This window comes from Tessaracoccus lacteus (assembly GCF_029917005.1).
Lineage (GTDB): Bacteria > Actinomycetota > Actinomycetes > Propionibacteriales > Propionibacteriaceae > Arachnia > Arachnia lactea.
In genome coordinates this window covers 2284159-2307271 of the sequence record NZ_CP123967.1, presented here as the reverse complement: position 1 = coordinate 2307271, position 23113 = coordinate 2284159, and the positions used below count along the sequence as shown (strand labels likewise).

At 70.5% G+C, this 23113-nt stretch carries 25 protein-coding genes; 19 read left to right on the top strand and 6 right to left on the bottom strand.

The window, feature by feature from the left end:
* Window positions 1–34: 34 nt before the first annotated feature.
* Window positions 35–553: a hypothetical protein gene (locus tag QH948_RS10770; RefSeq protein ID WP_281144386.1), complete on the bottom strand. Its 519-nt coding sequence runs from the start codon at window positions 551–553 to the stop codon at window positions 35–37.
* A gap of 48 nt (window positions 554–601) precedes the next feature.
* On the opposite strand from QH948_RS10770, the gene QH948_RS10765 reads away from it, so the two are divergent.
* Window positions 602–2041, top strand: coding sequence for an amidohydrolase (locus tag QH948_RS10765; RefSeq protein ID WP_281144385.1), 1440 nt, complete (start codon window positions 602–604; stop codon window positions 2039–2041).
* 7 nt (window positions 2042–2048) lie between these two features.
* Here the strand turns inward: QH948_RS10765 and putP are convergent, their stop codons facing one another.
* Together putP and nhaA are read right to left on the bottom strand one after the other, a co-directional pair.
* Window positions 2049–3551, bottom strand: a complete 1503-nt coding sequence (gene putP / locus QH948_RS10760; RefSeq protein ID WP_281144384.1) for a sodium/proline symporter PutP — start codon at window positions 3549–3551, stop codon at window positions 2049–2051.
* 82 nt (window positions 3552–3633) lie between these two features.
* A complete protein-coding gene (nhaA, locus tag QH948_RS10755; RefSeq protein WP_281144383.1) occupies window positions 3634–4881 on the bottom strand; it encodes a Na+/H+ antiporter NhaA in 1248 nt (415 codons plus the stop codon).
* Window positions 4882–4961: 80 nt separating this feature from the next.
* Between nhaA and QH948_RS10750 the strand changes: the two genes are divergently transcribed.
* Together QH948_RS10750 and QH948_RS10745 are read left to right on the top strand one after the other, a co-directional pair.
* Window positions 4962–5318 carry an ArsR/SmtB family transcription factor gene (locus tag QH948_RS10750; RefSeq protein ID WP_281144382.1) on the top strand — a complete coding sequence of 119 codons (357 nt, stop codon included), beginning with the start codon at window positions 4962–4964 and terminating at the stop codon, window positions 5316–5318.
* Window positions 5319–5320: 2 nt separating this feature from the next.
* Window positions 5321–6256: a cation diffusion facilitator family transporter gene (locus QH948_RS10745; RefSeq protein ID WP_281144381.1), complete on the top strand. Its 936-nt coding sequence runs from the start codon at window positions 5321–5323 to the stop codon at window positions 6254–6256.
* A 78-nt stretch (window positions 6257–6334) separates the two neighbouring features.
* Here the strand turns inward: QH948_RS10745 and QH948_RS10740 are convergent, their stop codons facing one another.
* The gene (locus QH948_RS10740; protein ID WP_281144380.1) at window positions 6335–6712 is read right to left on the bottom strand and encodes a DoxX family protein; all 378 of its coding nucleotides are present in this window, start codon (window positions 6710–6712) and stop codon (window positions 6335–6337) included.
* A gap of 73 nt (window positions 6713–6785) precedes the next feature.
* On the opposite strand from QH948_RS10740, the gene QH948_RS10735 reads away from it, so the two are divergent.
* The 7 genes from QH948_RS10735 to QH948_RS10705 all read left to right on the top strand — a co-directional run bounded on the left by QH948_RS10735 (window position 6786) and on the right by QH948_RS10705 (window position 12285).
* Window positions 6786–8138, top strand: a complete 1353-nt coding sequence (locus QH948_RS10735) for a threonine/serine exporter family protein (protein WP_281144379.1) — start codon at window positions 6786–6788, stop codon at window positions 8136–8138.
* A gap of 66 nt (window positions 8139–8204) precedes the next feature.
* On the top strand, window positions 8205–9023 hold the full coding sequence (gene cysE, locus QH948_RS10730; protein WP_281144378.1) for a serine O-acetyltransferase: 819 nt from the start codon (window positions 8205–8207) through the stop codon (window positions 9021–9023).
* The gene (locus tag QH948_RS10725) at window positions 9014–9832 is read left to right on the top strand and encodes an aminoglycoside phosphotransferase/kinase family protein (RefSeq protein ID WP_281144377.1); all 819 of its coding nucleotides are present in this window, start codon (window positions 9014–9016) and stop codon (window positions 9830–9832) included. Before cysE ends, QH948_RS10725 begins: the two co-directional genes overlap by 10 nt.
* A gap of 37 nt (window positions 9833–9869) precedes the next feature.
* Window positions 9870–10298, top strand: a complete 429-nt coding sequence (locus tag QH948_RS10720; RefSeq protein WP_281144376.1) for a CBS domain-containing protein — start codon at window positions 9870–9872, stop codon at window positions 10296–10298.
* A 26-nt stretch (window positions 10299–10324) separates the two neighbouring features.
* Window positions 10325–11368 carry a GNAT family N-acetyltransferase gene (locus QH948_RS10715; protein ID WP_281144375.1) on the top strand — a complete coding sequence of 348 codons (1044 nt, stop codon included), beginning with the start codon at window positions 10325–10327 and terminating at the stop codon, window positions 11366–11368.
* Between the two features lie 261 nt (window positions 11369–11629).
* The gene (locus QH948_RS10710) at window positions 11630–11887 is read left to right on the top strand and encodes a hypothetical protein (RefSeq protein WP_281144374.1); all 258 of its coding nucleotides are present in this window, start codon (window positions 11630–11632) and stop codon (window positions 11885–11887) included.
* Window positions 11888–11937: 50 nt separating this feature from the next.
* Complete coding sequence (locus QH948_RS10705) at window positions 11938–12285, top strand: hypothetical protein (protein ID WP_281144373.1); 348 nt, start codon at window positions 11938–11940, stop codon at window positions 12283–12285.
* Between the two features lie 227 nt (window positions 12286–12512).
* On the opposite strand, the gene QH948_RS10700 is transcribed toward QH948_RS10705, so the two are convergent.
* Entirely contained in the window at window positions 12513–13088 is a 576-nt protein-coding gene (locus QH948_RS10700; RefSeq protein WP_281144372.1) for an isochorismatase family protein, read from the bottom strand.
* A gap of 92 nt (window positions 13089–13180) precedes the next feature.
* Here QH948_RS10700 and QH948_RS10695 point away from each other — a divergent pair, with 92 nt between their 5' ends.
* Genes QH948_RS10695 through QH948_RS10685 form a run of 3 tightly spaced genes read left to right on the top strand, consistent with a single transcriptional unit; the run spans window position 13181 to window position 15281 of the window.
* Complete coding sequence (locus QH948_RS10695) at window positions 13181–13579, top strand: NUDIX hydrolase (RefSeq protein WP_281144371.1); 399 nt, start codon at window positions 13181–13183, stop codon at window positions 13577–13579.
* Window positions 13580–13593: 14 nt separating this feature from the next.
* Window positions 13594–14679: an S-(hydroxymethyl)mycothiol dehydrogenase gene (locus QH948_RS10690; protein WP_281144370.1), complete on the top strand. Its 1086-nt coding sequence runs from the start codon at window positions 13594–13596 to the stop codon at window positions 14677–14679.
* The gene (locus QH948_RS10685; protein WP_281144369.1) at window positions 14676–15281 is read left to right on the top strand and encodes an MBL fold metallo-hydrolase; all 606 of its coding nucleotides are present in this window, start codon (window positions 14676–14678) and stop codon (window positions 15279–15281) included. Before QH948_RS10690 ends, QH948_RS10685 begins: the two co-directional genes overlap by 4 nt.
* Before the next feature lie 2 nt (window positions 15282–15283).
* Here the strand turns inward: QH948_RS10685 and QH948_RS10680 are convergent, their stop codons facing one another.
* Window positions 15284–16111: an aldose epimerase family protein gene (locus QH948_RS10680; protein WP_281144368.1), complete on the bottom strand. Its 828-nt coding sequence runs from the start codon at window positions 16109–16111 to the stop codon at window positions 15284–15286.
* Window positions 16112–16158: 47 nt separating this feature from the next.
* On the opposite strand from QH948_RS10680, the gene QH948_RS10675 reads away from it, so the two are divergent.
* The 6 genes from QH948_RS10675 to QH948_RS10650 all read left to right on the top strand — a co-directional run bounded on the left by QH948_RS10675 (window position 16159) and on the right by QH948_RS10650 (window position 23091).
* The gene (locus QH948_RS10675) at window positions 16159–16746 is read left to right on the top strand and encodes a GNAT family N-acetyltransferase (RefSeq protein WP_281144367.1); all 588 of its coding nucleotides are present in this window, start codon (window positions 16159–16161) and stop codon (window positions 16744–16746) included.
* Window positions 16721–17224, top strand: coding sequence for a phosphoribosyltransferase (locus QH948_RS10670; RefSeq protein WP_281144366.1), 504 nt, complete (start codon window positions 16721–16723; stop codon window positions 17222–17224). Before QH948_RS10675 ends, QH948_RS10670 begins: the two co-directional genes overlap by 26 nt.
* Before the next feature lie 3 nt (window positions 17225–17227).
* Window positions 17228–17428 (top strand): hypothetical protein, encoded by a 201-nt coding sequence (locus tag QH948_RS10665; protein WP_281144365.1) that lies wholly within the window; start codon window positions 17228–17230, stop codon window positions 17426–17428.
* A 79-nt stretch (window positions 17429–17507) separates the two neighbouring features.
* Window positions 17508–19565, top strand: a complete 2058-nt coding sequence (tkt, locus tag QH948_RS10660; protein ID WP_281144364.1) for a transketolase — start codon at window positions 17508–17510, stop codon at window positions 19563–19565.
* Between the two features lie 78 nt (window positions 19566–19643).
* Complete coding sequence (locus QH948_RS10655) at window positions 19644–21308, top strand: S49 family peptidase (RefSeq protein WP_281144363.1); 1665 nt, start codon at window positions 19644–19646, stop codon at window positions 21306–21308.
* Between the two features lie 85 nt (window positions 21309–21393).
* Entirely contained in the window at window positions 21394–23091 is a 1698-nt protein-coding gene (locus QH948_RS10650) for a VanW family protein (protein WP_281144362.1), read from the top strand.
* The last annotated feature ends 22 nt before the right edge of the window (window positions 23092–23113 follow it).

Sequence of the window (23113 nt, the reverse complement as noted above, 5' to 3'; positions counted from 1 at the left end):
CCGACCGCTCCCACATCCGCCCCGCAGCCAGGGCTCAACCCATGCGGCCGAGCTCGACGGTGCTCGCCTCGTCGTCGACGGTGACGGAGTAGCTGAGCACGCCGTCGGCGTAGGAGAACTTCTTGGTGTCTTCCTTGGAGCCCTGCGCCGCGCCGTCGGTCTGGCCGTGGTCGTTCTTCGACGTCCAGGAGTAGGTGCCGCCCTTCTCGGTGGGCGCGTCGAAGCTGCCGGCCCAGTAGAGCGTGGTGGTGTCGCCGCCGTCGCTGACCCACAGGATGGTGATCATGCCGTCCGCGATCGTTGCGGCCTGCCAGGCATCGGGGGACTCGGCGTTGGTCTGCTTCCAGTCGCCGTTCAGGTCGAGAACCTTGTCAGGGTCGTCCGGTGAGGGCGAGGCGGGCATCGGGGTGCTCTCCTCGGGGGTCGCCGCGGGGGAGGAGGACGTCGCGGACGCGGTGGGCGTCGGGGACGGCGTGGAGGGCTCGGGTGAGCCGGAGCAGCCCGCGACCGCGAGCGCGGCGAGTGGGATCAGGCAGAGGAGGTGGCGTCGCATGCCGGAAGCCTACGTCCGGGGAGGGCGCCATGGTCCCACAATGGTGCGATGACCTCTCTGCTGCTGCGTCGCCTGCGGCCCCTTCGCGCCGACAGCCCCGTCGACGTGCGCGTCCGCGACGGGGTGATTGTCGACGTCGGGAACCTCACGCCCGGGGCAGCCGAGGAGGTTCGCGATTTCGACGGGCGTCGCGTCATGCCTGGCCTCGTCGACCACCACGTGCACGTCACGCAGTGGGCGACGCTGTCCCGGCGCCTCGATCTGAGCGCCTCGGCGTCTGCCTCGGACGCGACGGCCAGGGTCGCGGCCGCGCTGTCCGGCAACACGGACGAGCTGTTCGTCGGGTTCGGCTTCAGGGCCCCGCTCTGGACCGATCGCCCGACAGTCGCCGGCCTCGACGCGGCGACCGGCGCCCGCCCCGTCGTGCTGGCCTCAGCCGACCTGCACAGCGTGTGGCTGAACTCCGCGGCGCTGCACCGTTTCGGTTACGACCCGGCCGACGTCGACTCCCCGCTCACAGAGGATGAGGCGTTCGCGGTCCTGAGGGCCCTCGACACCGTTCCTGTCGAGACCTCGGACGCCTGGGTCGACGAGGCGCTGCGGCGGGCAGCCGCGCGCGGGATCACCCGGATCGTCGACTTCGAGATGGCCTGGAACCTCGAGAGCTGGACCCGACGCGTCGCGACCAGACCGCTGGCGGCCCGCGTCGACTTCGGCATCTACCCACAGGACCTCGCCCGCGCCCTGGACGAGGGCCTCACCACGGGGCGGGAGATCGCCGGGCTGCTGCGCGTCGGATCGCTGAAGATCATCTCCGACGGTTCCCTGACGACCCGCACGGCCTGCTGCGTCGACCCGTACCCCGGCACGGCCGACCGGGGCGTCCTCAACGTCAACCCCCTTCAGCTCACCGACCTCCTCGCCACCGCCCGCGGCCACGGGCTGCACGTCGCGGTGCACGCCATCGGCGACGAGGCCAACCGACTGGCGCTCGACGCTTTCGCGATCAGCCGGGCCGGTGGCTCCATCGAGCACGCGCAGCTACTCCGGCATGCCGACGCCCCCCGGTTCGCGGACCTCGGCATCGTCGCCAGCGTCCAGCCTGAGCACGCGATGGACGACCGCGACGCTGCGGAGGCGCTCTGGCCCGCCCGCACCGGCCGCGCATTCCCGCTGCGCACACTGCTCGACGCCGGCGCCACGCTCGCGTTCGGGTCCGACGCACCCGTCGCGCCGCTCGACCCCTGGCAGGCCATCAGCGCAGCTGTGTTCCGCACGCGTGACGAGCGCGCGCCCTGGCACCCGGAACAGCGGATCACACTCGACGAGGCGGTCGCGGCAAGCGTCGACGGCGCGACCGCGCCTGGTTCCCCGGCCGACCTCGCGATCCTCGACGGGGATCCCGTCGGCGCCGACGCCGCGGCACTGCGGGCCATGCCGGTCGCCGCGACCATGGTCGACGGCCGCTGGACCCACGGCCCGTCCTGAGGCCGGTTCAGTCCGCGGCGAGGATCCTCGACATCGCGTCGAACTCCTCGTCGACCTTCGGCTCGTCGCCCTTCCAGGTCAGGCGGGAGACGACGTATCCGATGAGCAGGTTCAGCAGGAAGCCGGGCACGATCTCGTACATCGCAGAGTGCAGCGCCGGGATGTTCCCCCAGATGAGTACAACCACGCCGCCGGTGACCATGCCCGCCAGCGCGCCGGCGGCCGTGTACCGACGCCAGTAGAGGCACATCAGCACGACGGGGCCGAAGGCAGCGCCGAACCCGGCCCACGCGAAGGACACCAGTTCGAGTATCGCGGAGTCCTGGTCGAGCGCGAGCAGCGCAGCCACCACCGCGATGATCAGAACGCCGACCCGGCCGAGCAGCAACTCCACGCGCGGGTTGCTGCGCCTCCCGGCCAGGTTGTAGAGGTCCTCCACCAGCGCCGACGAGCACACCACGAGCTGGCTCGACATCGTCGACATGATGGCCGCCAGCACCGCGGCGAGCACCAGACCGGCGACGAAGGGGTGGAAGAAGATCTGGCTGAGCAGGAGGAACACCGTCTCGCGATCCTCCAGCTTCTTGGCGGGGTCCCCGGCGAAGTAGCCGACGCCGATGAGGGCGGTCAGGATCGCGCCACCGCAGGTCAGGATCATCCAGCCGAGGCTGATGCGGCGGGCGGTCTTCGCCTCGCGCGCCGTGCGCAGCGCCATGAACCGGACGATGATGTGCGGCTGCCCGAAGTAACCGAGCCCCCAGGCGGCGGTGGAGATGATCCCCACGGTCCACAGGAAGGCGCCCTTGTCGTCGATGCCGGCGAACAGGTTGAACGCGTCGGCGTTCTGCGCCGTGATCTGTGCCGTCGCCGCGTCCCAGCCGCCGATCGACACGATCGCGACGACCGGCACCACGATCAGGGCTGTCAGCATCAGGACGCCCTGCGCGACGTCGGTCAGCGTCGCGCCCAGGAAGCCGCCGATGAACGTGTACAGCACCGTGATGGTCGCGACGAGCGCCATGCCCGCGAGGTAGTGCCAGCCGAAGGTGCTGGCGAAGAACTTGCCAGCGGCCACCATGCCGCTGGAGACGTAGAAGGTGAAGAAGACGAGGATCACCGCGGCGGCCGCGATCCGGACGGGGCGCGTCTCGCCGGGCAGCCGCTTGCCGAAGAAGCTCGGGATGGTGATGGCGTTCTCGGCGATCTCGGTGTAGGCCCGCAGCCGTGGCGCGACGACCTTCCAGTTCACCCAGGCGCCGAGCGTGAGCCCGATCGCGATCCACGCCTCGACCAGTCCCGACAGGTAGATCGCTCCGGGCAGGCCCATGAGCAGCCAGCCGGACATGTCCGACGCGTTCGCCGACAGTGCGGCCACCCCAGGTCGGAGGTTCCGCTCGGCCAGCATGTAGCCGTCGATGGTGGACGTGCGTCGGAAGGCGTAGTAGCCGATGCCGAGCATCGCCGCGAAGTACACGACAATGGCCAGCAGCTGGAATGCGTGCTCGGACATGGGCTCACTCCTGGGGACGTCGACAGGTGCACCAGCTTGCCATGACGGGCAGGCTCCCCGTCGACGCGCCCACGGCCCCGGATCAGATCGGCGAAATGTTGGTGTCGGGGATGCCGTCCTCGTTCATGTCGGAGTTGCGGGCGAGGCGTGCGTCGCGGCGCAGCATCAGGGCCCCGAGGACGGCGGCGATGGAGGAGCCCATCAGCACGGCCAGCTTCGCGCCGGCCGTGTGCTCGGAGTCGGGGAAGGACAGTTCGGCGATGAGCAGCGCGACGGTGAATCCGATGCCGCAAAGCATGCCGACGGGGATCAGGTCCCGCAGGCCGATGGCGTCGGGCAGTCGCAGCGGCGTCAGCCGGGTGACCAGCGCGGTGGTGCCGAGGACGCCGACGATCTTGCCGACAACCAGGCCGCCGACGATCGCGAGCACCACGGGCTGGCCGATCACGGCGGCGGGACCCTCGCCGTCGATGATCGTGACGCCGGCGGAGAAGAACGCGAAGACGGGCAGCGCCAGGCCCGCGGACCAGGGCTTCACCAGCGCTTCGAAGCGGTGTGTGCGCGAGTCGGCCTCGCCGTGGATGGGGCGGGCCGCGACGGTGAGGCCGCACAGCACGGCGGCGATGGTCGCGTGCACCCCGGAGGCGTGCATCAGGGCCCAGGCCACGATGACGAGCGGGGTGAGCAGCCACCAGTGGGTGCGCTTCATGCGCGCCGCGAACGCGAACGCGGCAACGCACAGCAGCGACAGCGCCAGCAGTCCGAGGTGCAGCCCCTCGGTGTAGAACACGGCGATGACGATGATCGCGAGCAGGTCGTCGACGACGGCGAGCGTCAGGAGGAACACCCGGAGCGCGCGCGGCAGGCCCTTGCCGAAGATGGCCAGGACGGCCAGCGCGAAGGCGATGTCTGTGGCGGTCGGGATCGCCCAGCCGTGCAGAGCCGAGGGGTCGAGCGACGCGGTGACCGCAACGAAGATCACGGCGGGCATGATCATGCCGCCCACCGCGGCGAGCACCGGGACGGCCGCCTCCTTAGGCTTGCTGAGGCTGCCGGCCACGATCTCGTGTTTGAGCTCCACGCCCACCACGAAGAAGAAGATGGCGAGCAGGCCGTCGGCGGCCCACTCGGCGGAGTTGAGGCGCAGGTGCAGCGCCTCCGGGCCGAACTCGAAGGCGGCGAGCGCGTGGTAGGTCTCCCGCCACGGGGAGTTCGCCCAGATGAGGGCGACCGCAGCGGCGACGAGCAGCAGGATGCCGCCCGATGTCTCGCGGGTCACCCAGGCATGCAGCCTGGAGAGGGTTCCGGGGGGCGCGGTCGTCTCAGTCATCACGGGTGATTCTATCCCCGACCTGCCACGATGGCTGCGGCCAGGTGGTCGGCATCGCCGTGCAGCGATAGGATCGCATCATGACGATGCAACCTGCGGAGGTCGTGATTGATCCCGACTCGACCGCCACGTTCGCCAGGCTCTTCCACGCGCTCTCCGATGCCAACCGGCTCGCGATCCTCCAGCACCTGGCCGGGGGCGAGCACCGCGTGCGTGACCTCGTCGACCATCTCGGCTTCGCGCAGTCGACGGTGAGCGCCCACCTGCGCTGCCTGCGCGAGTGCGGCCTTGTCGTGGTGCGTGCGGAGGGGAGGGCGTCCTGGTACGCGCTGGCTGATGCCGACGACCTGGCGGGCCTGCTGCAGGCTTCGGGGCACCTGCTCGAGGCGACCGGGTCGCGTGTGCGGCTCTGCACGCAGCTGATGGGAAGGCAGTGACCATGGCCCACGACCACGCCGGACACAGCCATGGCCCGGGGACCGCGGATCTGGCGGCGCCGTCGCACCGTCGCCGCCTGCTCGTCGTCGTCTGCCTCACCTCGGTGGTGCTGCTTGCCCAGGTCGTCGGCGCCGCCATCACCGGCTCGCTGGCGCTGCTGACCGACACGGTGCACGCCGCGACCGACGTCGGCGGCCTCGTCGTCGCGCTGACCGCGGCGACGCTGATGCTGCGCCCCGCAGACCCCCGACGCACCTGGGGCTTCCGCCGCGTCGAGATCATCGCTGCGCTCGGGCAGGCGATGCTGCTCCTAGGGGTCGGCCTCTTCGCCGCCATCGAGGGTGTCCGGCGCCTGTTCGAGCCCCCCGAGGTCCCGGCGACCGAACTGCTGATCTTCGGCATCGTCGGCCTGATGGCGAACGTCGCCTCGATGCTGATCCTGTACTCGGGCCGCTCCGCGAACTTCAACATGAAGGCCGCGTTCCTGGAGGTGGTCAACGACGCGCTCGGCTCGCTCGGCGTGATTGTCGCGGCGATCGTCATCTCGACCACAGGCTTCCAGCAGGCCGACGCGCTGGCCGCGCTGTTCATCGCCGCACTCATCGTGCCGCGCGCCGTCGTCATCATGCGGGGCACCGCCCGGGTGCTGATGGAGTTCACCCCCGATAGACTCGACCTCGACGAGGTCCGCAGCCACCTGCTCGACGTCGAGCACGTCCGCGAGGTCCACGACCTGCACGCCTCTACGGTCGCGACAGGGCTGCCGGTGCTGACCGCGCACCTGGTCGTGGGTGAGAAGTGCTTCCAGAACGGTCACGCCTTGGAGATTCTCGACGCGGTCCGCGACTGTGTCGAGACGCACTTCGAGGTGGAGCACACGACCTTCCAGCTGGAGACCACAGCCTTCCGCGGTGGGGAGCACGCCGGGCACGACTGACCCGGTTCGTGAGCCCTTCGACAAGCTCAGGGAACCGCCCGTAACGCCCTTCGACAGGCTCAGGGCCCTTCGAGAGGCTCAGGGAACCTCCGCGGCGCGGGCGACGCGCAGCGCCGAGCGGATCATCGGCCACTGCAGGGGCAGCCGGGCGATCGCGATGAGCCGGTAGCCCAGGGGCCGGTCCCACCACAGCCGCACCATGTTGAGGTTGCCGGGGAACACGGCGACGAACAGCCCTGCGGCCGCCCAGCCTGCGGCCCTGCGCGTCGCGGGCACGGCCAGCCCGGCCGCGACGGCCAGCTCGGCGACGCCCGACGCGTACGTCCACGTCCTGGCCGACCCGGGCAACTCGTCGGGGACGAGGCCATCGAACGGGGCCGGGCGAGCGAAGTGGAGCGTCCCCATGAGCGCGAGGGCCCCCGCCATCAGGTTCGCTGTCGTCGTCGTGGTGGCCATGATCCTGCTTCCGGTCGGTCGGTCGTGACCTGAAACTAGCCCTCACTAGGGTTAGCTGCCAGGAGGTTGGCTGATGGCCGTGGCAGGTAGGGACGAGCATCTGGCGGAGGTGTCCGACGCCGTGTGTCGGATGGGCTCGCTGATGCTGAGCTCCGGCACCGGGTCCTTCCGCGTCAAGGCGGCCATGGGCAGGGTCGCGTCGGCGCTGGGCGTCGAGCAGCTCGAGGCGCAGGTGAGCCTGAACGAGATCGTCGTCACGACCAGAGCCCGCGGGGTCTTCCGGACGCAGGTGGTCGAGGTCCCCGCGCCGTCGGTGAACGCGGACCGGATCTCCCGGCTCCTGAACGTGTCGTTGCGTGCGAGGCCCGGGTGGAGCGCCGCCGACCTGCACCGTGAGCTCGACAGGGTCGAGGCGACGGGCAACCGGTACCGCTGGTGGGTCGTCGTGCTGGGAGCCGCGTTGGCGTGCGCGGCCTTCGCGTTCCTGAACAACGGCCGCTGGCAGGAGTGCCTGGCAGCAGGGCTCGCTGCCGCCATCGGCAAGGGCGTGCAGCTGGCCCTGCACCACCGGGTGCGGATCAACCTGCTCGCGATCGTCGCGGTGTCCGCCACCGTCGCCTGTTCCGTGTACCTGCTGATCGCGCTGGCGATCGAGCACCTGCTGCCCTGGGAGGGGCTGGCCATGCACGAGGCGGCCTTCACCTCGGCGATCCTCTTCCTGGTGCCCGGCTTCCCTCTCATGACCGCGGCGCTGGACCTCACGCGGTTCGACTTCACGTCGGGCGTCGCGCGGCTGCTCTTCGCCGGGCTGATCCTGTTCTCCGCGTCGATGGGGGCCTGGCTGGTGGCGTGGGCCTTCCGGCTGACGCCCGGGGAGATCAGCCGACCCGACCTGGCGCCCTGGCTGCTGGTGCTGCTGTGGGCGGTCACGAGTTTCGCGGGCGTGCTGGGCTTCGCGTGGACGTTCCAGACCCCGCCGCGCGTGGCGCTGGTCACCGCGGTCATCGGCATGCTCGCCAACGTCGGACGGCTCGTCGCGCTCGAGTACGGACTCAACCAGCTCATCGGCGCAGCGCTGGCGAGCGCCGTCATCGGGCTGCTTGCGGCGTCGGTCAGCCAGCTCCTCCTCGCGCCGCGGATCATCCTGTCGGTGCCGGCCGTGCTGATCATGGTCCCCGGCGCGAGCAGCTACCGGGCGCTGGTCTACATGATCAACAACGACCCGCTGAACGCGCTGGCGAACGCGTCGGTCGCCATGGGCGTGATCGTCGCGCTGGCCGCGGGGCTGGCCCTGGCCCGCATGCTCACCGACCCGGCGTGGATCGCCTCGACCCCGTCGTGGACGGACATGCCGCGGACCCGCGCTCAGCGGGTGCTCCGCGCGCACGACGCGGCCGGCGGCCGCGGGTCCGCGGATCGCCAGTAGAGAAGACCCGCGTCCGGCGTGCCCCGCATCGGTAGCCTGGGGCCCGCACCACCGCAGAGGAGAGTCATGGACCCGTCGAAGATCGTCCCCGACGACCAGATCTGGGACGCCATCAAGGAGGAGTGCGCCCGGGCGGCGGCCAACGAGCCCCTCCTCGCGGGCTTCCTGCACGCCACCGTGCTGAGCAAGGCGGACATCGAGGAGTCGCTGAGCTACCTGCTGGCCAGCAAGCTCGACAACTCGACGCTGCCCGCGCTGGGCCTGCGCGACATCTTCCAGCAGGTCCTCGAGGAGGACGAGTGCGTGCAGCGCTCGATCCGCGCCGACCTGCAGGCCGTCGTCAGCCGCGATCCGGCCTGCCCCGGCTACTCCAACCCGCTGCTCTACTTCAAGGGCTTCCAGTCCATCCAGGCGTACCGCGTCGCGCACGCCTACTGGAACCTCGGCCGCAAGCCGCTGGCCTGGTACCTGCAGTCGCGCATCTCCGAGGTGTTCGCCGTCGACATCCACCCCGCCGCCCGCATCGGCAAGGGCATCATGTTCGACCACGCCACCTCGGTGGTCATCGGCGAGACGGCCGTCGTCGAGGACGACTTCTCGATGCTGCACGAGGTCACCCTCGGCGGGTCCGGCAAGGAGGGCGGCGACCGCCACCCGAAGATCGGCCGCGGCGTGCTGATCGGCGCCGGCGCGAAGGTACTCGGCAACATCAGGGTCGGCACCGGCGCCAAGATCGGGGCCGGGTCGGTCGTGCTGCGCGACGTTCCCGACCACACCACCGTCGCGGGCGTGCCCGCCAAGGTCGTCAACGTGCCCGCCAGCTCGCTGCCCGCCTTCGACATGGACCAGAGCCTGAACGACGACAGCTTCGACCCGTGCATCTGACCGGCGAGCCCGACGAGATCCCGCTGCTCGGGGGTGACGTCACCGACGGGGTCGTCCGTGTGGGTGACACCGTCCGGCGGCCCGTCACATCGCGCAGCCCGTTCATCCACACGGTCCTGAAGCACCTCGAGCACGTCGGCTTCGACGGCGCTCCCCGGTTCCTCGGCCTCGACGCCAAGAGTCGCGAGATTCTCGACTTCGTCGACGGCGAGGTGGCCGGCCGGCCGTGGCCCGGCTGGGTCGCCGACCGCGAGCGCGGGATCAGCGTCGCCCGCCTGCTGCGCCGGCTCGACGACGCCATGCAGCCGTTCGGTGTCCCCGAGGCCGCCGCGCCGGGCGCCCGCCCCGTCGGCTCGCCCGCGCCGGTCGGCCCGCCGGACACCTTCGTCAGCCACTGCGACGTCACGCCCGAGAACACGGTCTTCCGCGACGGCGTCGCCCACGCCTTTATCGACTTCGACCTCGCCCGGCCCACCTCGCGCGCCGTGACCGTGGCAAACCTGCTGCTGTGGTGGGCAGGCTGGCAGCACCCGGCCGACCGCGACCCGGTCTTCGCGGACGTCGACGTCGCGGAACGGGGTAGGGAACTGGTCGACGCCTACGGCCTCGACCGCGCCGCGCGGGAGTGGGTCCCGCGGGTCTCGCTGTCAATCGCGGAGCGCTCCTGGTTCTCGATGAAGGACCGCGCCGAACGCCTGGGCGGAGGCTGGCAGCGGATGTGGGACGACGGCGTCGGCGACGCCATCCACCGCCGCGAGGAGTGGCTGCGCGACCAGCAGGGGAGCCTGCTCGACACGCTGCTGATGTGACCGATCACGTGCCCTGCGGCGGGGTTACCCTCCCCTCATGCGGATCAACGACATCATCCAAGCCAAGGGCGCCTCGGTGGTCACCGCAGGCGCGGACGACACCGTCGCCCACCTGATTGAACTGCTCAACGAGCACCGCATCGGCGCGGTCGTCATCACCGACGCTGAGGCGCACGTGGTCGGCGTCGTCGGGGAGCGGGACGTGGTGCGGGCCCTCGGCGCGCACGGCGCCGCGGCCCTTGAGCTGCCGATCGGGCAACTCCTCGACGCCCCGGTGCACACCTGTGGGCTCAACGACGACCTCGTCCAGGTCGCCGAGTCGATGACCGAGCTCCGAACCCGGCACGTGCCCGTCATCGTCGACGGGCGACTCGCCGCCATCGTGTCGATCGGCGACATCGTCAAGCACCGGATCGACCAGCTGCAGTCCGAGACCGACCACCTCGTGAGCTATCTCCACGGCTGACCCTCGAGTCTGGCAGAGTCGACCGGGTGCTCACCTGGACCTGGCTCGATGAGTCCTCCGTGCCCGCCTGGGCGGTGCTGACCAACGCCCTCGCGGAGGCCGACGGCACGAACGAGTACTACGAGGCCGAGGACCTGGCCGAGGAGCTCACGGAGACGGGCTTCGATCCCGTCCTCGACAGCTGGGCGGTGTGGGACGACGCCGCGCTCGTCGCCTACGGCCAGCTGAGAGTCGGGTCGGGTCCGCAGGAGGACGGCTCCGTGCGCTGCCAGCTCGACGGGGGAGTGCATCCGGAGTTCCGGGGCAGGGGCATCGGCCGCGACCTGCTCGGCCGGATGGAGGCCAGGGCGGCCGAACTGAGCGCCCACCGCAATCCCGGGCTGCCGTTCCACCTGCGTGCCTCCGGCGGGCTGGAGGGTTCGTCGGCGTCGCGGCTCCTGACGCGCTCGGGATACCGGGTCGTGCGATGGTTCACCGACATGGAACGCCCGCTGCCCGGGCCGGACCTCCCCGGAGCAGCGGCGCTTGGGCCGGTCCCGGCCGTCGCCACCGGGTCGACCGTCAGGAGCTCGTCCGAGCAGTCGGGCCGTGGCTCGGCGACGGCCGGGCAGGGGAGCTCGGGCATCGTGGTCGTCTCGCCGACCCTCGACGACGAGGAGGCGGTGCGACTGGCCCACAACGCTGCGTTCGCCGACCACTACGGCTTCGCGCCCCACGACGTCGACCGCTGGCGCGACCTCTTCCGCGGCCGCCCTGCACGGCCGGAGTTCTCGACGCTGGTCAAGGGCGAGGACGGGTCGGTGCTCGCGCACGCGCTGGCGCAGCAGTACTCACCCCACGAGCTGTACATCGCGCTGGTCGGGACGGTCCGCGAGGCCCGCGGGAGGGGACTCGCCCGGGTCGCGCTGTCCCGGACGCTCGACCTGGCGCGCCGCGACGGGAGGTTCACCGTCGTCGAGCTGAGCGTCGACTCCGAGAGCCCCACCGGCGCCGACCGGCTCTACACGTCGCTCGGCTTCACCGTCGCGCGCTCGATCCAGGCGATGCGCAAGGACCCGCCGGTTCTCTGAGCCCGCCGGTTCGCTGAGCCCGCCGGTTCGCTGAGCCCGCCGGTTCGCTGAGCCCGCCGGTTCGCTGAGCCCGCCGGTTCCCTGAGCCCGCCGGTTCCCTGAGCCCGCCGGTTCCCTGAGCTTGTCGAAGGGCCCTGAGCTTGCGAAGGGTGCCTCGGTGCCTCGACACTCATGACGCTCGCCAGCGCCGCGGTGGAGCTTTCGTACCGGTCGCCGTCGACGGCCCTCGCACTCCGCTTCCGAAGCGGGCATTGTGGAGGCATGACGCAGGTGTCGAAGGATCGAGTTGTCGCCGCAATCGCGGCGGGAGGGGTGCTGGCTGCCGTCGCCCTGTTCCTGACGGCATCAGGCTGGTTCTGGCTCACCCTCGCGGCGCTGGGCATCTTCCTGTGCGCAGCGGCCCTCACCTCCGGGCACTGGCCCTCCCTCCGGCGCATCGCCGCAGCGCTGTGTGGAGTGGTGCTCGTGGCGGGCAGCGCGCTTCCGTGGCTGGACCTGTTCCTGGGGACCGTCGGGTGACGCCGGCGGATTCCCCGCGTGGCGCACTCGTGCGGGCTGGGCTTGGAGTCGTGGCGTTGGCGCTGATGCCTGGCGTCGTCGCCTGCACGCAGGCGCCCGCCCACGCGCCGGCGTCGATCGTCGGCGGCAGCTTTTCTGAGGTGGAAGGCGTGCTGCCGGACAGCGCGGCTCTCCTCATCCAGGGCGTATCGGTGGAGTTCGGGCTCGAGCCCACGTACACCCAGGATCAGTTCGGCTCGTCGCGATGGACGGTTCTCGCGGCGTGCTCCGACGCGGAGTCGCTCGAGCAGAGTTCCACCATCGAGATCGCGGTCGCGCCGGCCGATGCCGTCGACGAGCAGGATCGGCAGGCGGCTCGGGACGGCGCCTTCTCCGACGCGGTGACCTGCAGCTTCTGACCGGCCGAGCGAAGAGCGCAGACGCCACCCTTATGCGCAGACGCTACCCGTCTCGACACATGCCACCGCCATGGCGGTGGCATGTGCGAAGAAGGGTGGCGTCCGTCGGTAAGGGTGGCGTCCGTCGGTAAGGGTGGCGTCGGTCGGTGAGGGTGGCGTCGGTCGGTGAGGGTGGCGTCCGTCGGTAAGGGTGGCGTCGGTCGGTGAGGGTGGCGTCCGGGGGACGGTCAGCGCTCCGGGGAGACCCACTCCACGTCGGCGGCGGCCAGTTCCTCGACGACGGCGGGGACGCCGCCGGGGTGGACCGCGGCGGTGAGGCCGCCGAGGACGCGGGTCGCGAAGCCCTCGCGGGCGGCGTCGAGGGCCGTGGCTCTCACGCAGAAGTCCGTGGCGATCCCGACGACGTCGACCTCGGTGATGCCGTGGTCGCGGAGCCAGGGCGCGAGGCGGTCGCCGTCGGCGCCGCCGCCGACGGATCCCTCGAAGCCCGAGTAGGCCGCCTCGTGGCTGCCCTTGTCGAAGATCGCGCCGAACGCCACACCGCGCAGGTCGGGGTGGAGCTCCTGTCCGGGCGTGCCGACGACGCAGTGCGGCGGCCAGCTGTCGATGAAGTCGGGCGTGTCCGAGAAGTGGGGGCCGGGATCGATGTGGTGGTCGCGGGTCGCGACGACCTGCGCATAGCCCGGCTGCAGCGCCAGGAACGCGGCCACCTGCTCGGCGACGGCGTTACCGCCGTCGACGCCGAGCGCGCCGCCCTCGCAGAAGTCCACCTGCACGTCCACCACGATGAGAGCCCTGGTCATGACATCACCCTTCCCTCGGTTGCGGCCACTCTACGTGGCCCGTGCGGTGGCGTGGGTGGATCCAGGCGCCGGGGCCGCTAGCCTGCTGGGTCATGGAACCCGTGATCGTTGTGTCCGCCGTCGTCCTACGCGACAAGGCTGGCAGGGTTCTCCTGGTCCGCAAGCACGGCACCACGATGTGGATGAACCCCGGTGGCAAGCCCGAGCCGGGGGAGAGTGCCGAGGACTGCGCTGTCCGCGAGGTGCGCGAGGAACTGGGCCTTGAGCTCGACGCTGCCCGTCTCATAGACCTCGGCGAGCACCTGGCCCGGGCCGCCAACGAGTCCGGGCACCTGGTCCTCGCCCGGGTGTTCCAGTGGCCCGATCCGGTCGCGACGCCGATGCCGGCCGCCGAGATCGAGGAGGTCCGATGGGTGGCGACGACCGCGCGCGATGCGGATCTGGCCCCGCTGTTCACCGGGCAGATCGCGCCGCAGTTGAGCCGAAGCTAGCTAGGCTGCGGCCCATGCAGCAGGTCAAAGGCGTAGTCGCCCGCGCCAAGGGCGCCCCGGTCACCCTCGAAACCATCGTCATCCCCGACCCCGGCCCCGGCGAGGCGGTCGTGCGGATCCAGGCCTGTGGCGTGTGCCACACGGACCTCCATTACCGTGAGGGCGGGATCAACGACGACTTCCCGTTCCTGCTCGGCCACGAGGCCGCCGGCATCGTCGAGTCCGTCGGCGCGGGCGTGACCTCCGTCGCGCCCGGCGACTTCGTCATCCTGAACTGGCGCGCCGTCTGCGGCGACTGCCGCGCGTGCCGTCGCGGCGAGCCGCAGTACTGCTTCGCCACCTTCAACGCGACGCAGAAGATGACGCTCGCCGACGGTACGGAGCTGACCCCCGCGCTGGGCATCGGCGCCTTCGCCGAGAAGACTCTCGTCGCGGCGGGGCAGTGCACCAAGGTCGACCCGGACGCGCGCCCGGCGGCGGTCGGGCTGCTGGGCTGCGGCATCATGGCCGGCATCGGCGCGGCCATCAACACCGGAGGCGTCACCCGCGGGAAGTCGGTTGCGGTCATCGGCTGCGGCGGCGTCGGCTGCGCAGCCATCGCCGGCTCCGCGCTCGCCGGTGCGGGCACGATCATCGCCGTCGACATCGACGACACCAAGCTGGCGCGCGCAACCTCCCTTGGCGCGACGCATGCCGTCAACTCCGCCGGCCAGGACCCGGTCGAGGCAATCCGGGAACTCACCGGAGGGTTCGGGGCCGACGTCGTGATCGACGCCGTGGGCGTTCCCCAGACCTGGAAGCAGGCGTTCTACGCCCGCGACCTTGCCGGAACGGTCGTCCTGGTCGGCGTCCCGCGCCCCGACATGACGGTCCCCGACATCCCGCTGCTCGACGTGTTCGGCCGCGGTGGCTCGCTCAAGTCCTCCTGGTACGGCGACTGTCTCCCGTCGAGGGACTTCCCGATGCTCGTGGACCTGTACCGGCAGGGCAGGCTCGACCTGGATGCGTTCGTCTCCGAGGAGATCGGCATCGGCGACATCGAGGAGGCCTTCGAGAAGATGCACCGCGGCGAGGTCCTGCGCTCGGTGGTGGTCCTGTGAGCATCACGCACGCCGTCACCAGCGGCACCTTCTCCCTCGACGGCCAGACCTTCGACGTCGACAACAACCTGTGGCTGGTCGGCGACGAGGACGAGGTCATCGTCATCGACGCCCCTCACGACGTCGACGCCATCTTGAAGGCCGTCGACGGTCGACGCGTCCAGGCCATCGTCTGCACGCACGCGCACGATGACCACGTCCGCGTGGCCCCCGAGCTGGCCGATGCCACCGGCGCCCCCATCTGGCTGCACCCAGCCGACGAGCCTGTGTGGAGCCTGACGCACCCGGACCGGCACTGGGACCACGACCTGTTCGACGGGCAGGAGTTCACGGTCGGGTCAGTGACGCTGCAGGTGATCCACACGCCCGGCCACGCGCCCGGAGCCGTGTGCCTCTACGCGCCGGAACTCGGCTGCGTCTTCACCGGCGACACGCTCTTCAACGGCGGGCCCGGCGCCACCGGGCGCTCCTTCAGCAGCCGCGACACCATCGAGGAGTCGATCAGGGCACGGCTGTTCGGGCTGCCCGACGCCACGGTCGTGCACACGGGCCACGGTGACGACACGACCATCGGCGCCGAGGCGGATGCCCTCGGCCGCTGAGGTCAGGCGCGGGTCAGGCGGATCCCCAGGCGGTGGGATCCGCCGGCCGGCAGGTCGACGGCGCCGGCGGCGGCGTTGCCGAACTCCATGCACAGGAAGCGCTGCCCCTCGCCCGCGGCGAAGCGGCCGTCGACGATGCCCGGGTTCCACACCACGGCAGTGGCCGCCCCCTCCGGGACGACCTCGAGGCTGCCCGACGCGTCGGTGACCGTGGCCGGGGCGGCCGCGGCGTAGACGCGGTCCAGCGCCCCGTCCACGCGCAGGCTCGCCACCTCGACACCCTCCGTCCCGTCGCTGAAGTCGCGGTACTCGATGCCGCCGAGCCCGGCGAGGCGGGCGGTCGGCACGTCGACGGCAAGGTACGGGTGGAACATGGCCTCGATCCGGGTTGGCTGGGTCGGGCTCGTGATCGTCAGGCTCAGCGCCAGCTCGCGCGCGTCCGCCTCCGCCCGCAGCTCGTAGCCGAGGTCCGCGGGGAATCTGTCCGATCCGGCGAGGTGGCGCGTCGATCTCGCGTCCGTGCGCAGCACGATCGTGGCGCCGTCGTCGCCGGACGTGCTGTGCACCACCTGCCATGCGACGCGCGAGACGAGACCGTGGCGGAACGGCACCTCCCAGTCGAGCCCCATGCCGCTGCCGAACCATGGGGCGCAGATGGGGATGCCGCCGTGCCACATCCGGCCGGGCGAGGGTTCGGCGTCCTCACAGGTGAAGATCTGCTCGACTCCCCCCGGTGCCCACGACGTCACCGTCGCGCCGAGTGCGTGCATGTCGAGACGGCCCCACCGGCCGCTGAGTCGATGGACATCGGCTGAGACGGTCGCGGGCATGGGACAACCGTACCGGGGCCGCCGGTGACTCACTTAGGATCGCGGACATGCTCACCATCAGGCCCGCGTCCGCGCGCGACATCGACACCATCACGGAGATCTACAACACGGCCGGCGTCGGCACGACCGCCTCGTACGCACTGGATCCCGTCTCGGTCGAGGACCGCCGTGCATGGCTCGAGGCGCATGTGGTCGCCGAGCAGCCGGTGCTGGTGCTCGAGGACGACGGTGAGGTCGTCGGGTACGCAGCCTATGGACCCTTCAGGAGCCTCGCCGGCTACGTCCACACGGTCGAGCACAGCGTCTACATCGCCGAGGGGCGGCGTGCGGTCGGCGGCGGCCGGATGCTGATGAATGCGCTGATCGACCACGCGCTGGGCCGCAACGTGCACGTCATGGTCGGCGTCATCGACGCAACCAACGAAGCCTCCATCGAGTTCCACCGCAGGCTCGGCTTCGAGGAGACCGGCAGACTCCCGGAGGTCGGGCTCAAGTTCGGTCAGTGGCGCACGGTGGTGTTCATGACCCTGATCCTCGACGGTGGGGGCGACCCCTCGCCTGACGTGGACCTCCCGCCGGCCGGAAAATCCGCCCGACTACCATACGTCCATGGCTTACCACGCGGACTCCAATGAACTGATGACAAAAGAGATCCTGACCTGGGACGGGTTCGGGTCCGCGTCGCGCGAACTCGCGCAGGACATCGCCTACTCGGGCTTCGAACCGGAGGTGATCATCGGCGTCGCCCGCGGCGGCCTGCCCCTGGCCGGAGCGCTGACCTACGCGCTGGGCGTCAAGCTGTGCGACGCGATCAACGTCGAGTTCTACACGGACGTCAACCAGACCCTGCCCGACCCGGTGCTGCTCGCCCCGATGCTCGACACCGACTCCATCGTCGGCAAGAAGATCCTCGTGGTCGACGATGTCGCCGACTCCGGCCGCACCCTCGGCCTGGTCATCAAGCTGCTGCGCGGCTTCGGCGGGGAGGTCCGCTCCGCGGTCCTCTACTCCAAGTCCCGCACGTTGATCCAGCCCGACTACGTGTGGTGCGCCACCGACGAGTGGATCGTCTTCCCGTGGTCGGCGGAGCCCCCCGTCACGAAGGAGGCCTGAGCCATGCCGGAGACCCGCATGTTCGATGGATCCTCCGCCGAGGGGATCCAGAAGCTCGTCCGCGAGGCGCTCGGCGAGACCATCCGCCCGGTCGACCCCGGCCTTCCCTCCGAGCCGGCCGAGGCAGGGCAGGTGGAGGATCCGACCCCGACAATCGACGCGGTCGATCTCGACACGGTTTCGTGGCCGTTCCCCCAGGACTGAGCAGATGCCGTTGGGTCCACCGAGAGCCCGCACGATAGGATTTGTTGCGCAGAGAAGCACCCCTAGGTAAGGACCAACTGTGACTTTTGAGTGGACGGACAAGGACGCCCGAGCCGTTGACACGGCGCGCATCCTGGCGGCCGACGCCGTGGAGAAGGTCGGCAACGGCCACCCCGGCACCCCGATCTCCCTGGCGCCCGTGGCGTACCTGCTGTACCAGAAGGTCATGAACACCGACCCGACTGACGACAAGTGGATCGGTCGCGACCGGTTCGTGCTGTCTGCGGGCCACGCGTCCCTGACCCAGTACACCCAGCTGTACCTCGGCGGCCTGGGCCTCGAGCTCGGCGACCTCGAGTCGCTGCGCACCTGGGGCGCGAAGACGCCCGGCCACCCCGAGTACGGGCACACCGCCTTCGTCGAGACCACCACCGGCCCGCTGGGCGCCGGCATCAGCAACGCCGTCGGCATGGCCATGGCCGCCCGCCGTGAGCGCGGCCTGTTCGAGCCCGACGCGCCGGCCGGCGAGTCCCTGTTCGACCACTACGTCTACACGATCGCCGGCGACGGCTGCCTGCAGGAGGGCGTCTCCTCCGAGGCCTCGTCACTCGCCGCGACGCAGGAACTCGGCAACCTCGTCCTGATCTACGACGACAACCGCATCACGATCGAGGGCGAGACCGACATCTCGTTCACCGAGGACGTCGAGGCCCGCTACGCCGCCTACGGGTGGCACGTGCAGCACGTCGACTGGACGAACGGCGGCACCGAGTACCGCGAGGACGTCGAGGCGCTCTACAACGCCATCGAGGCCGCCAAGGCCGTCACCGACAAGCCCAGCTTCATCAAGCTGACCACCGTCATCGGCTGGCCGCTGCCGAACAAGCAGGGCAACCACGCTGTGCACGGCTCCAAGATCGGCTCCGACGAGATCGCCGCCCTCAAGGAGGTGCTCGGCTTCGAGCAGAAGCCCTTCGCCGTCGACCAGGACGCCGTCGACGCTGCCCGCGCCAACGTCGCGGCCCGCGGCAAGGCCGCCCGCACCGCGTGGGACGAGAAGTTCGAGGCCTGGACCAAGGCCAACCCCGAGAAGGTCGCGTTGCTGCAGCGCGTCCAGGCCGGGAAGCTGCCCGAGACGCTGAGCCTGCCGGTGTTCGAGGAGGGCAAGAAGTCCACCCGCGCCGCCTCCGGCGAGGTCCTCTCCGCGCTGGCAGACCAGCTGCCCGAGCTCTGGGGCGGCTCCGCCGACCTGGCAGGCTCGAACAACACCACCATGAAGGGCGAGCCGTCCTTCCTGCCCGCACACCGCACCACCAAGGAATGGTCGGGCAACGAGTACGGCCGCACGCTGCACTTCGGCATCCGCGAGCACGCCATGGGCGGCATCCTCAACGGCATCGCCGTGTCCGGCCTGACCCGCCCCTACGGCGGCACGTTCCTCGTCTTCGCGGACTACATGCGCCCCGCCGTCCGGCTCGCCGCGCTCATGAAGGTCCCGTCGATCTTCGTCTGGTCGCACGACTCCGTCGGCGTCGGCGAGGACGGCCCGACGCACCAGCCGATCGAGCACCTGGCCGCGTTGCGCGCCATCCCCGGCCTCGACATCGTGCGTCCCGCCGACGCCAACGAGACCTCGGTCGCGTGGGGCGAGATCCTGCGCCGCAACGACCGCCCCGCCGGCCTCATCCTGTCGCGTCAGGACCTCCCGATCGTCGCCCGCGGTGAGCGCTACGCCTCCGCGGAGGGCGTCGCGAAGGGCGCGTACGTCCTGAGCGAGGAAGAGGGTGACCTCAAGGTCATCCTCATCGCCACCGGCTCCGAGGTCCCCGTCGCGCTGGCCGCGCAGGAGAAGCTGCAGGCCGCCGGCGTGCCGACCCGCGTCGTGTCCATGCCCTGCCAGGAGTGGTTCGACGAGCAGAGCACCGAGTACAAGGAGTCCGTGCTCCCCGCTGCCGTCACCGCGCGCGTCAGCGTCGAGGCCGGCATCGCCATGGGCTGGGCCAAGTACGTCGGCCCGGCCGGCGCCTCGGTGAGCATTGAGCACTTCGGCGCCTCCGCGTCGGGTGCGAAGTGCTTCGAGGAGTTCGGCATCACCGCCGACAACGTGGCCGCCACCGCCACCTCGCTGCTCGGCTGATCAGCCGCTGCCAGATGCGGGCCCTTCCCCTCTGGGAGGGCCCGCGTCGCGTTTCCGCCCTTCCGTAAGCTGGGACGCATGGCAGTCTTCGATGTCCTCGGACGTGACAGGCAGGTGGTCCTCGAGCTGGACCTGGCGCGCGGGGTGCTGACCGCCCGGCCGGACAATCCGCTCGAAGCGATCCAGCTGATCAACAGCCCCACCCTGCAGGGCCTGCGCGACCACCTCGCCGACGCCGCGACCGACGAGCACGTGCGCGGCCTCATCGTGCACGCCGTGCCGGGCCTCGACCTGGCGCACGCCGAGGAGGTCGCCGAGCTCATCGAGACCTTCGGCAGGCATCGGCCGACCATGGCCTGGGCCGAGTCGTTCGGCGAACTCAGCGGCGGCCTCGTCGCGTACGCCGTCGCCGCCGCAGCGCACCGCGTCTGGGTCCAGCCAACGGGGATGCTAAGCATCGAAGGACTCCAGCTTGAGATCACACTGCTGCGCGGACTCTTCGAGAAGGCAGGCCTGACCCCCCAGTTCGGCCAGCGCCACGAGTACAAGACGGCGGCCAACACCTACTCCGCGGAGACCGTCACCGGACCGCACCGGGAGATGATGCAGCGGATCGGCGAGTCCATCACCGACGGGCTCGTGGCGGCGATCGCCCGCCGCCGCTCGGTCGACGAGACGATCGTCCGCTCGGCGATGGATGCGTCGCCGGTCGACCCGGAGCGGGCGCTCGAGCTCGGACTCATCGACCGCATCGGCTACCGCGACGAGGCCTACGCCGCCGCGCTCGAGGAATGGGGCGCCGCACCCGAGGCCCTGGTGTTCGCGCACCGGCACACGACGCCCGCAGCCAGGCTCGCGAAGCTGCGCCGTTCGCAGCCGAAGGTCGCCGTCGTCACGCTGCGCGGTGCCATCGTCACCGGCCGCGGAACCCGCTCGTTGACCGGTGGCCAGTCCGCCGGCGCGGACGTGGTCGACGAGCAGCTGCGCCACGCCCTGCGCGACGACGAGGTCCGCGCCGTCGTGTTCGCCGTCGACTCGCCCGGGGGGTCTGCCGTGGCCTCCGACTTCATCCGTCGCTCGGTTCTGAGGCTGAGGCAGGCGGGCAAGCCGGTCGTCGCGCACATGGGCACCATGGCGGCCTCCGGCGGCTACTACGTCTCGATGGCGAGCAACGAGATCGTCGCACAGGCCGCCACCCTGACCGGTTCCATCGGCGTCCTTGGCGGCAAGGTCGTCACGCAGGGCCTCTACGAGAGGCTCGGACTGGTCCGCGAGACCCTGCCGTTCAGCGAGGCCGCCGGCACCTTCTCTCCTGCGACCCCGTTCAGCGACGCCGACTGGGAGCGGCTCGACCGCTGGCTCGACCGCGTCTACCTGGACTTCACGACCTTCGCGGCACGGGACCGGGGCATGGACTACGACGACCTGGAGAAGCTTGCGCGCGGCCGGGTCTGGACCGGCGAGGACGCCCGCACCCGGGGCCTGGTGGACCATATCGGCGGTCGGCGGCGCGCCATCGAGCGGGCCTGCGCACTCGCCGGCATCGACGAGTCGAAGGCTCGCGTGACGCATCTAGGGGAGAACGGCCTCGCACAACTGCTCCGACCCGCCAGATCCAGCGAGCACACGGGCTCCGGGGCGAACCTCGGCGGCATCGAGTCGATGGTCACGACCCTGCTCGGCCGTGTGGGAATCGTCGCGCCCGGCGTGCTCAGCACCCCGTGGGCCTTCCGCCTGAAGTGATCCGCAGACGGCTCTTTGAGTCACACAGTCGCGTTCCGTACGATGTTGGACTGGTGCGACCGCCGAGGTCGCTGAGGAGAGTCTTGTGAAGAAGTCTGCAAAGGTCGGCATCGGGATCGGCATCGGGCTCGTCGCCGTGGTGGGCGGCGCATACGTCGCGTCCTACTTCGTCGCGGGCAACCAGCTTCCGGCCAGGGCATCCGTGTCGGGCGTCGCCATCGGCGGCATGTCGCCGGAGCAGGCGAGGCAGACCCTCGAATCCGAGCTGAGCGACAGTGTCGCCAAGCCCGTCTCACTCGTCGACGGCTCCCACTCCGCCACCCTGGACCCCGCTGACGCCGGGCTCGGCGTCGACTACGACGCCACGGTACGCGAGGCCGGGGGAGGGTTCAGCTGGAACCCCCTCGAGATCGTCACGACCTTCACCGGCGGCCACGAGATCGACCTGGTCCGCACTGTCGACGAAGACAAGCTGAGCGCGGCCGTCGCAGCCACGGCCGACGAGTTCGAGGTCAAGGGCACCGACGCGAGCATCTCGTTCAAGGAGGGCAAGGTCGTCACGACCGGGGCGGTCGACGCGACCGTGCTCGATGTCGACGCCGCCGTCGACGCCACGAGTCAGGCATGGGAGGCCGGCCGGAACACGGTCCAGGCCCCCGTCACCGCCACCGCACCGGCGGTCACAGACGCCATGGTGGCCGAGGCCGTCGACAACTTCGCCCACCCGCTCGTCAGCGGGCCCGTCACCCTGACGCTCGGCGACGACTCCATGGAGATCGCACCCGGCTCGCTCGCCGCAGTCGCCTCCTTCGCGGTCAAGGACGGCAAGCTGGTCGGTTCCCTCGACGGGGCCAAGCTGTTCAAGGACACCAGGGAGGCGCAGCGCTCCCTGAAGCTGACGTCCGCCAAGGACGCGAGCTTCAAGTTCTCCGGCGGCGAGGTCGTCGTCGTAAAGGCGAAGACGGGCCAGTCCCTCGACCAGGACTCCTTCATGGAGGCGGTCGAGAAGACGGCGACCGCCACGGGCGACGCGCGCACCGCCGAGGTCACGGCCACCAAGGAGGAGCCAGACTATACGACCAAGGAGGCCCAGGCGGACGTCAAGGATTTCGAGGTCATCGGCGAGTTTACGACGTACTACCCGCACGCCGACTACCGCAACACCAACCTCGGCCGGGCCGCCAGCAGCGTCAACGGCACCGTGCTGATGCCCGGCGACATCTTCTCGCTCAACGACACCCTCGGGGAGCGCACCCCGGCCAACGGCTACGTCGACGGCTACGTCATCAACGGCGGCCGCCTGGTGAAGGAGTCCGGCGGCGGCATCTCCCAGTCGGCGACGACGCTCTTCAACGCCGCCTTCTTCGCGGGCTACAAGGACATCGAGCACAAGCCGCACTCCCTGTACTTCGACCGCTACCCGGCCGGCCGGGAGGCCACCGTCTACTACGGCAGCCTCGACATGCGCTTCCAGAACGACACGGAGTACCCCTCGATCATCCAGGGCTACATCAACAAGTCCAGCGGCAGCAGCCGAGGCTCCATCACGTTCAGGATCTGGTCCAAGCGGACCTGGGACAAGGTCGAGTCCTCCGAGCTGAAGAAGTCGAACTTCTACTCGGGTACCAAACGCACCGTCACGGCGGCCAACTGCAGCCCCCAGGCGGCCATCCAGGGATTCACCGTCAACTACTCGCGGCTGTTCTACATGGACGGGAAGGTCGTTCGCCGCGAGCCCTTCACATGGACCTACAGTGCGGGCGACCAGATCGTCTGCGAGTAGGGCGACCGCGAATTTAGCAACG

Coding starts and splice junctions, on each gene's coding strand:
- QH948_RS10770 (WP_281144386.1), bottom strand. CDS start 553: ATGCGACGCCACCTCCTCTGCCTGATCCCACTCGCCGCGCTCGCGGTC.
- QH948_RS10765 (WP_281144385.1), top strand. CDS start 602: ATGACCTCTCTGCTGCTGCGTCGCCTGCGGCCCCTTCGCGCCGACAGC.
- putP (WP_281144384.1), bottom strand. CDS start 3,551: ATGTCCGAGCACGCATTCCAGCTGCTGGCCATTGTCGTGTACTTCGCG.
- nhaA (WP_281144383.1), bottom strand. CDS start 4,881: ATGACTGAGACGACCGCGCCCCCCGGAACCCTCTCCAGGCTGCATGCC.
- QH948_RS10750 (WP_281144382.1), top strand. CDS start 4,962: ATGACGATGCAACCTGCGGAGGTCGTGATTGATCCCGACTCGACCGCC.
- QH948_RS10745 (WP_281144381.1), top strand. CDS start 5,321: ATGGCCCACGACCACGCCGGACACAGCCATGGCCCGGGGACCGCGGAT.
- QH948_RS10740 (WP_281144380.1), bottom strand. CDS start 6,712: ATGGCCACCACGACGACGACAGCGAACCTGATGGCGGGGGCCCTCGCG.
- QH948_RS10735 (WP_281144379.1), top strand. CDS start 6,786: ATGGCCGTGGCAGGTAGGGACGAGCATCTGGCGGAGGTGTCCGACGCC.
- cysE (WP_281144378.1), top strand. CDS start 8,205: ATGGACCCGTCGAAGATCGTCCCCGACGACCAGATCTGGGACGCCATC.
- QH948_RS10720 (WP_281144376.1), top strand. CDS start 9,870: ATGCGGATCAACGACATCATCCAAGCCAAGGGCGCCTCGGTGGTCACC.
- QH948_RS10710 (WP_281144374.1), top strand. CDS start 11,630: ATGACGCAGGTGTCGAAGGATCGAGTTGTCGCCGCAATCGCGGCGGGA.
- QH948_RS10700 (WP_281144372.1), bottom strand. CDS start 13,088: ATGACCAGGGCTCTCATCGTGGTGGACGTGCAGGTGGACTTCTGCGAG.
- QH948_RS10695 (WP_281144371.1), top strand. CDS start 13,181: ATGGAACCCGTGATCGTTGTGTCCGCCGTCGTCCTACGCGACAAGGCT.
- QH948_RS10690 (WP_281144370.1), top strand. CDS start 13,594: ATGCAGCAGGTCAAAGGCGTAGTCGCCCGCGCCAAGGGCGCCCCGGTC.
- QH948_RS10680 (WP_281144368.1), bottom strand. CDS start 16,111: ATGCCCGCGACCGTCTCAGCCGATGTCCATCGACTCAGCGGCCGGTGG.
- QH948_RS10675 (WP_281144367.1), top strand. CDS start 16,159: ATGCTCACCATCAGGCCCGCGTCCGCGCGCGACATCGACACCATCACG.
- QH948_RS10670 (WP_281144366.1), top strand. CDS start 16,721: ATGGCTTACCACGCGGACTCCAATGAACTGATGACAAAAGAGATCCTG.
- QH948_RS10665 (WP_281144365.1), top strand. CDS start 17,228: ATGCCGGAGACCCGCATGTTCGATGGATCCTCCGCCGAGGGGATCCAG.
- QH948_RS10655 (WP_281144363.1), top strand. CDS start 19,644: ATGGCAGTCTTCGATGTCCTCGGACGTGACAGGCAGGTGGTCCTCGAG.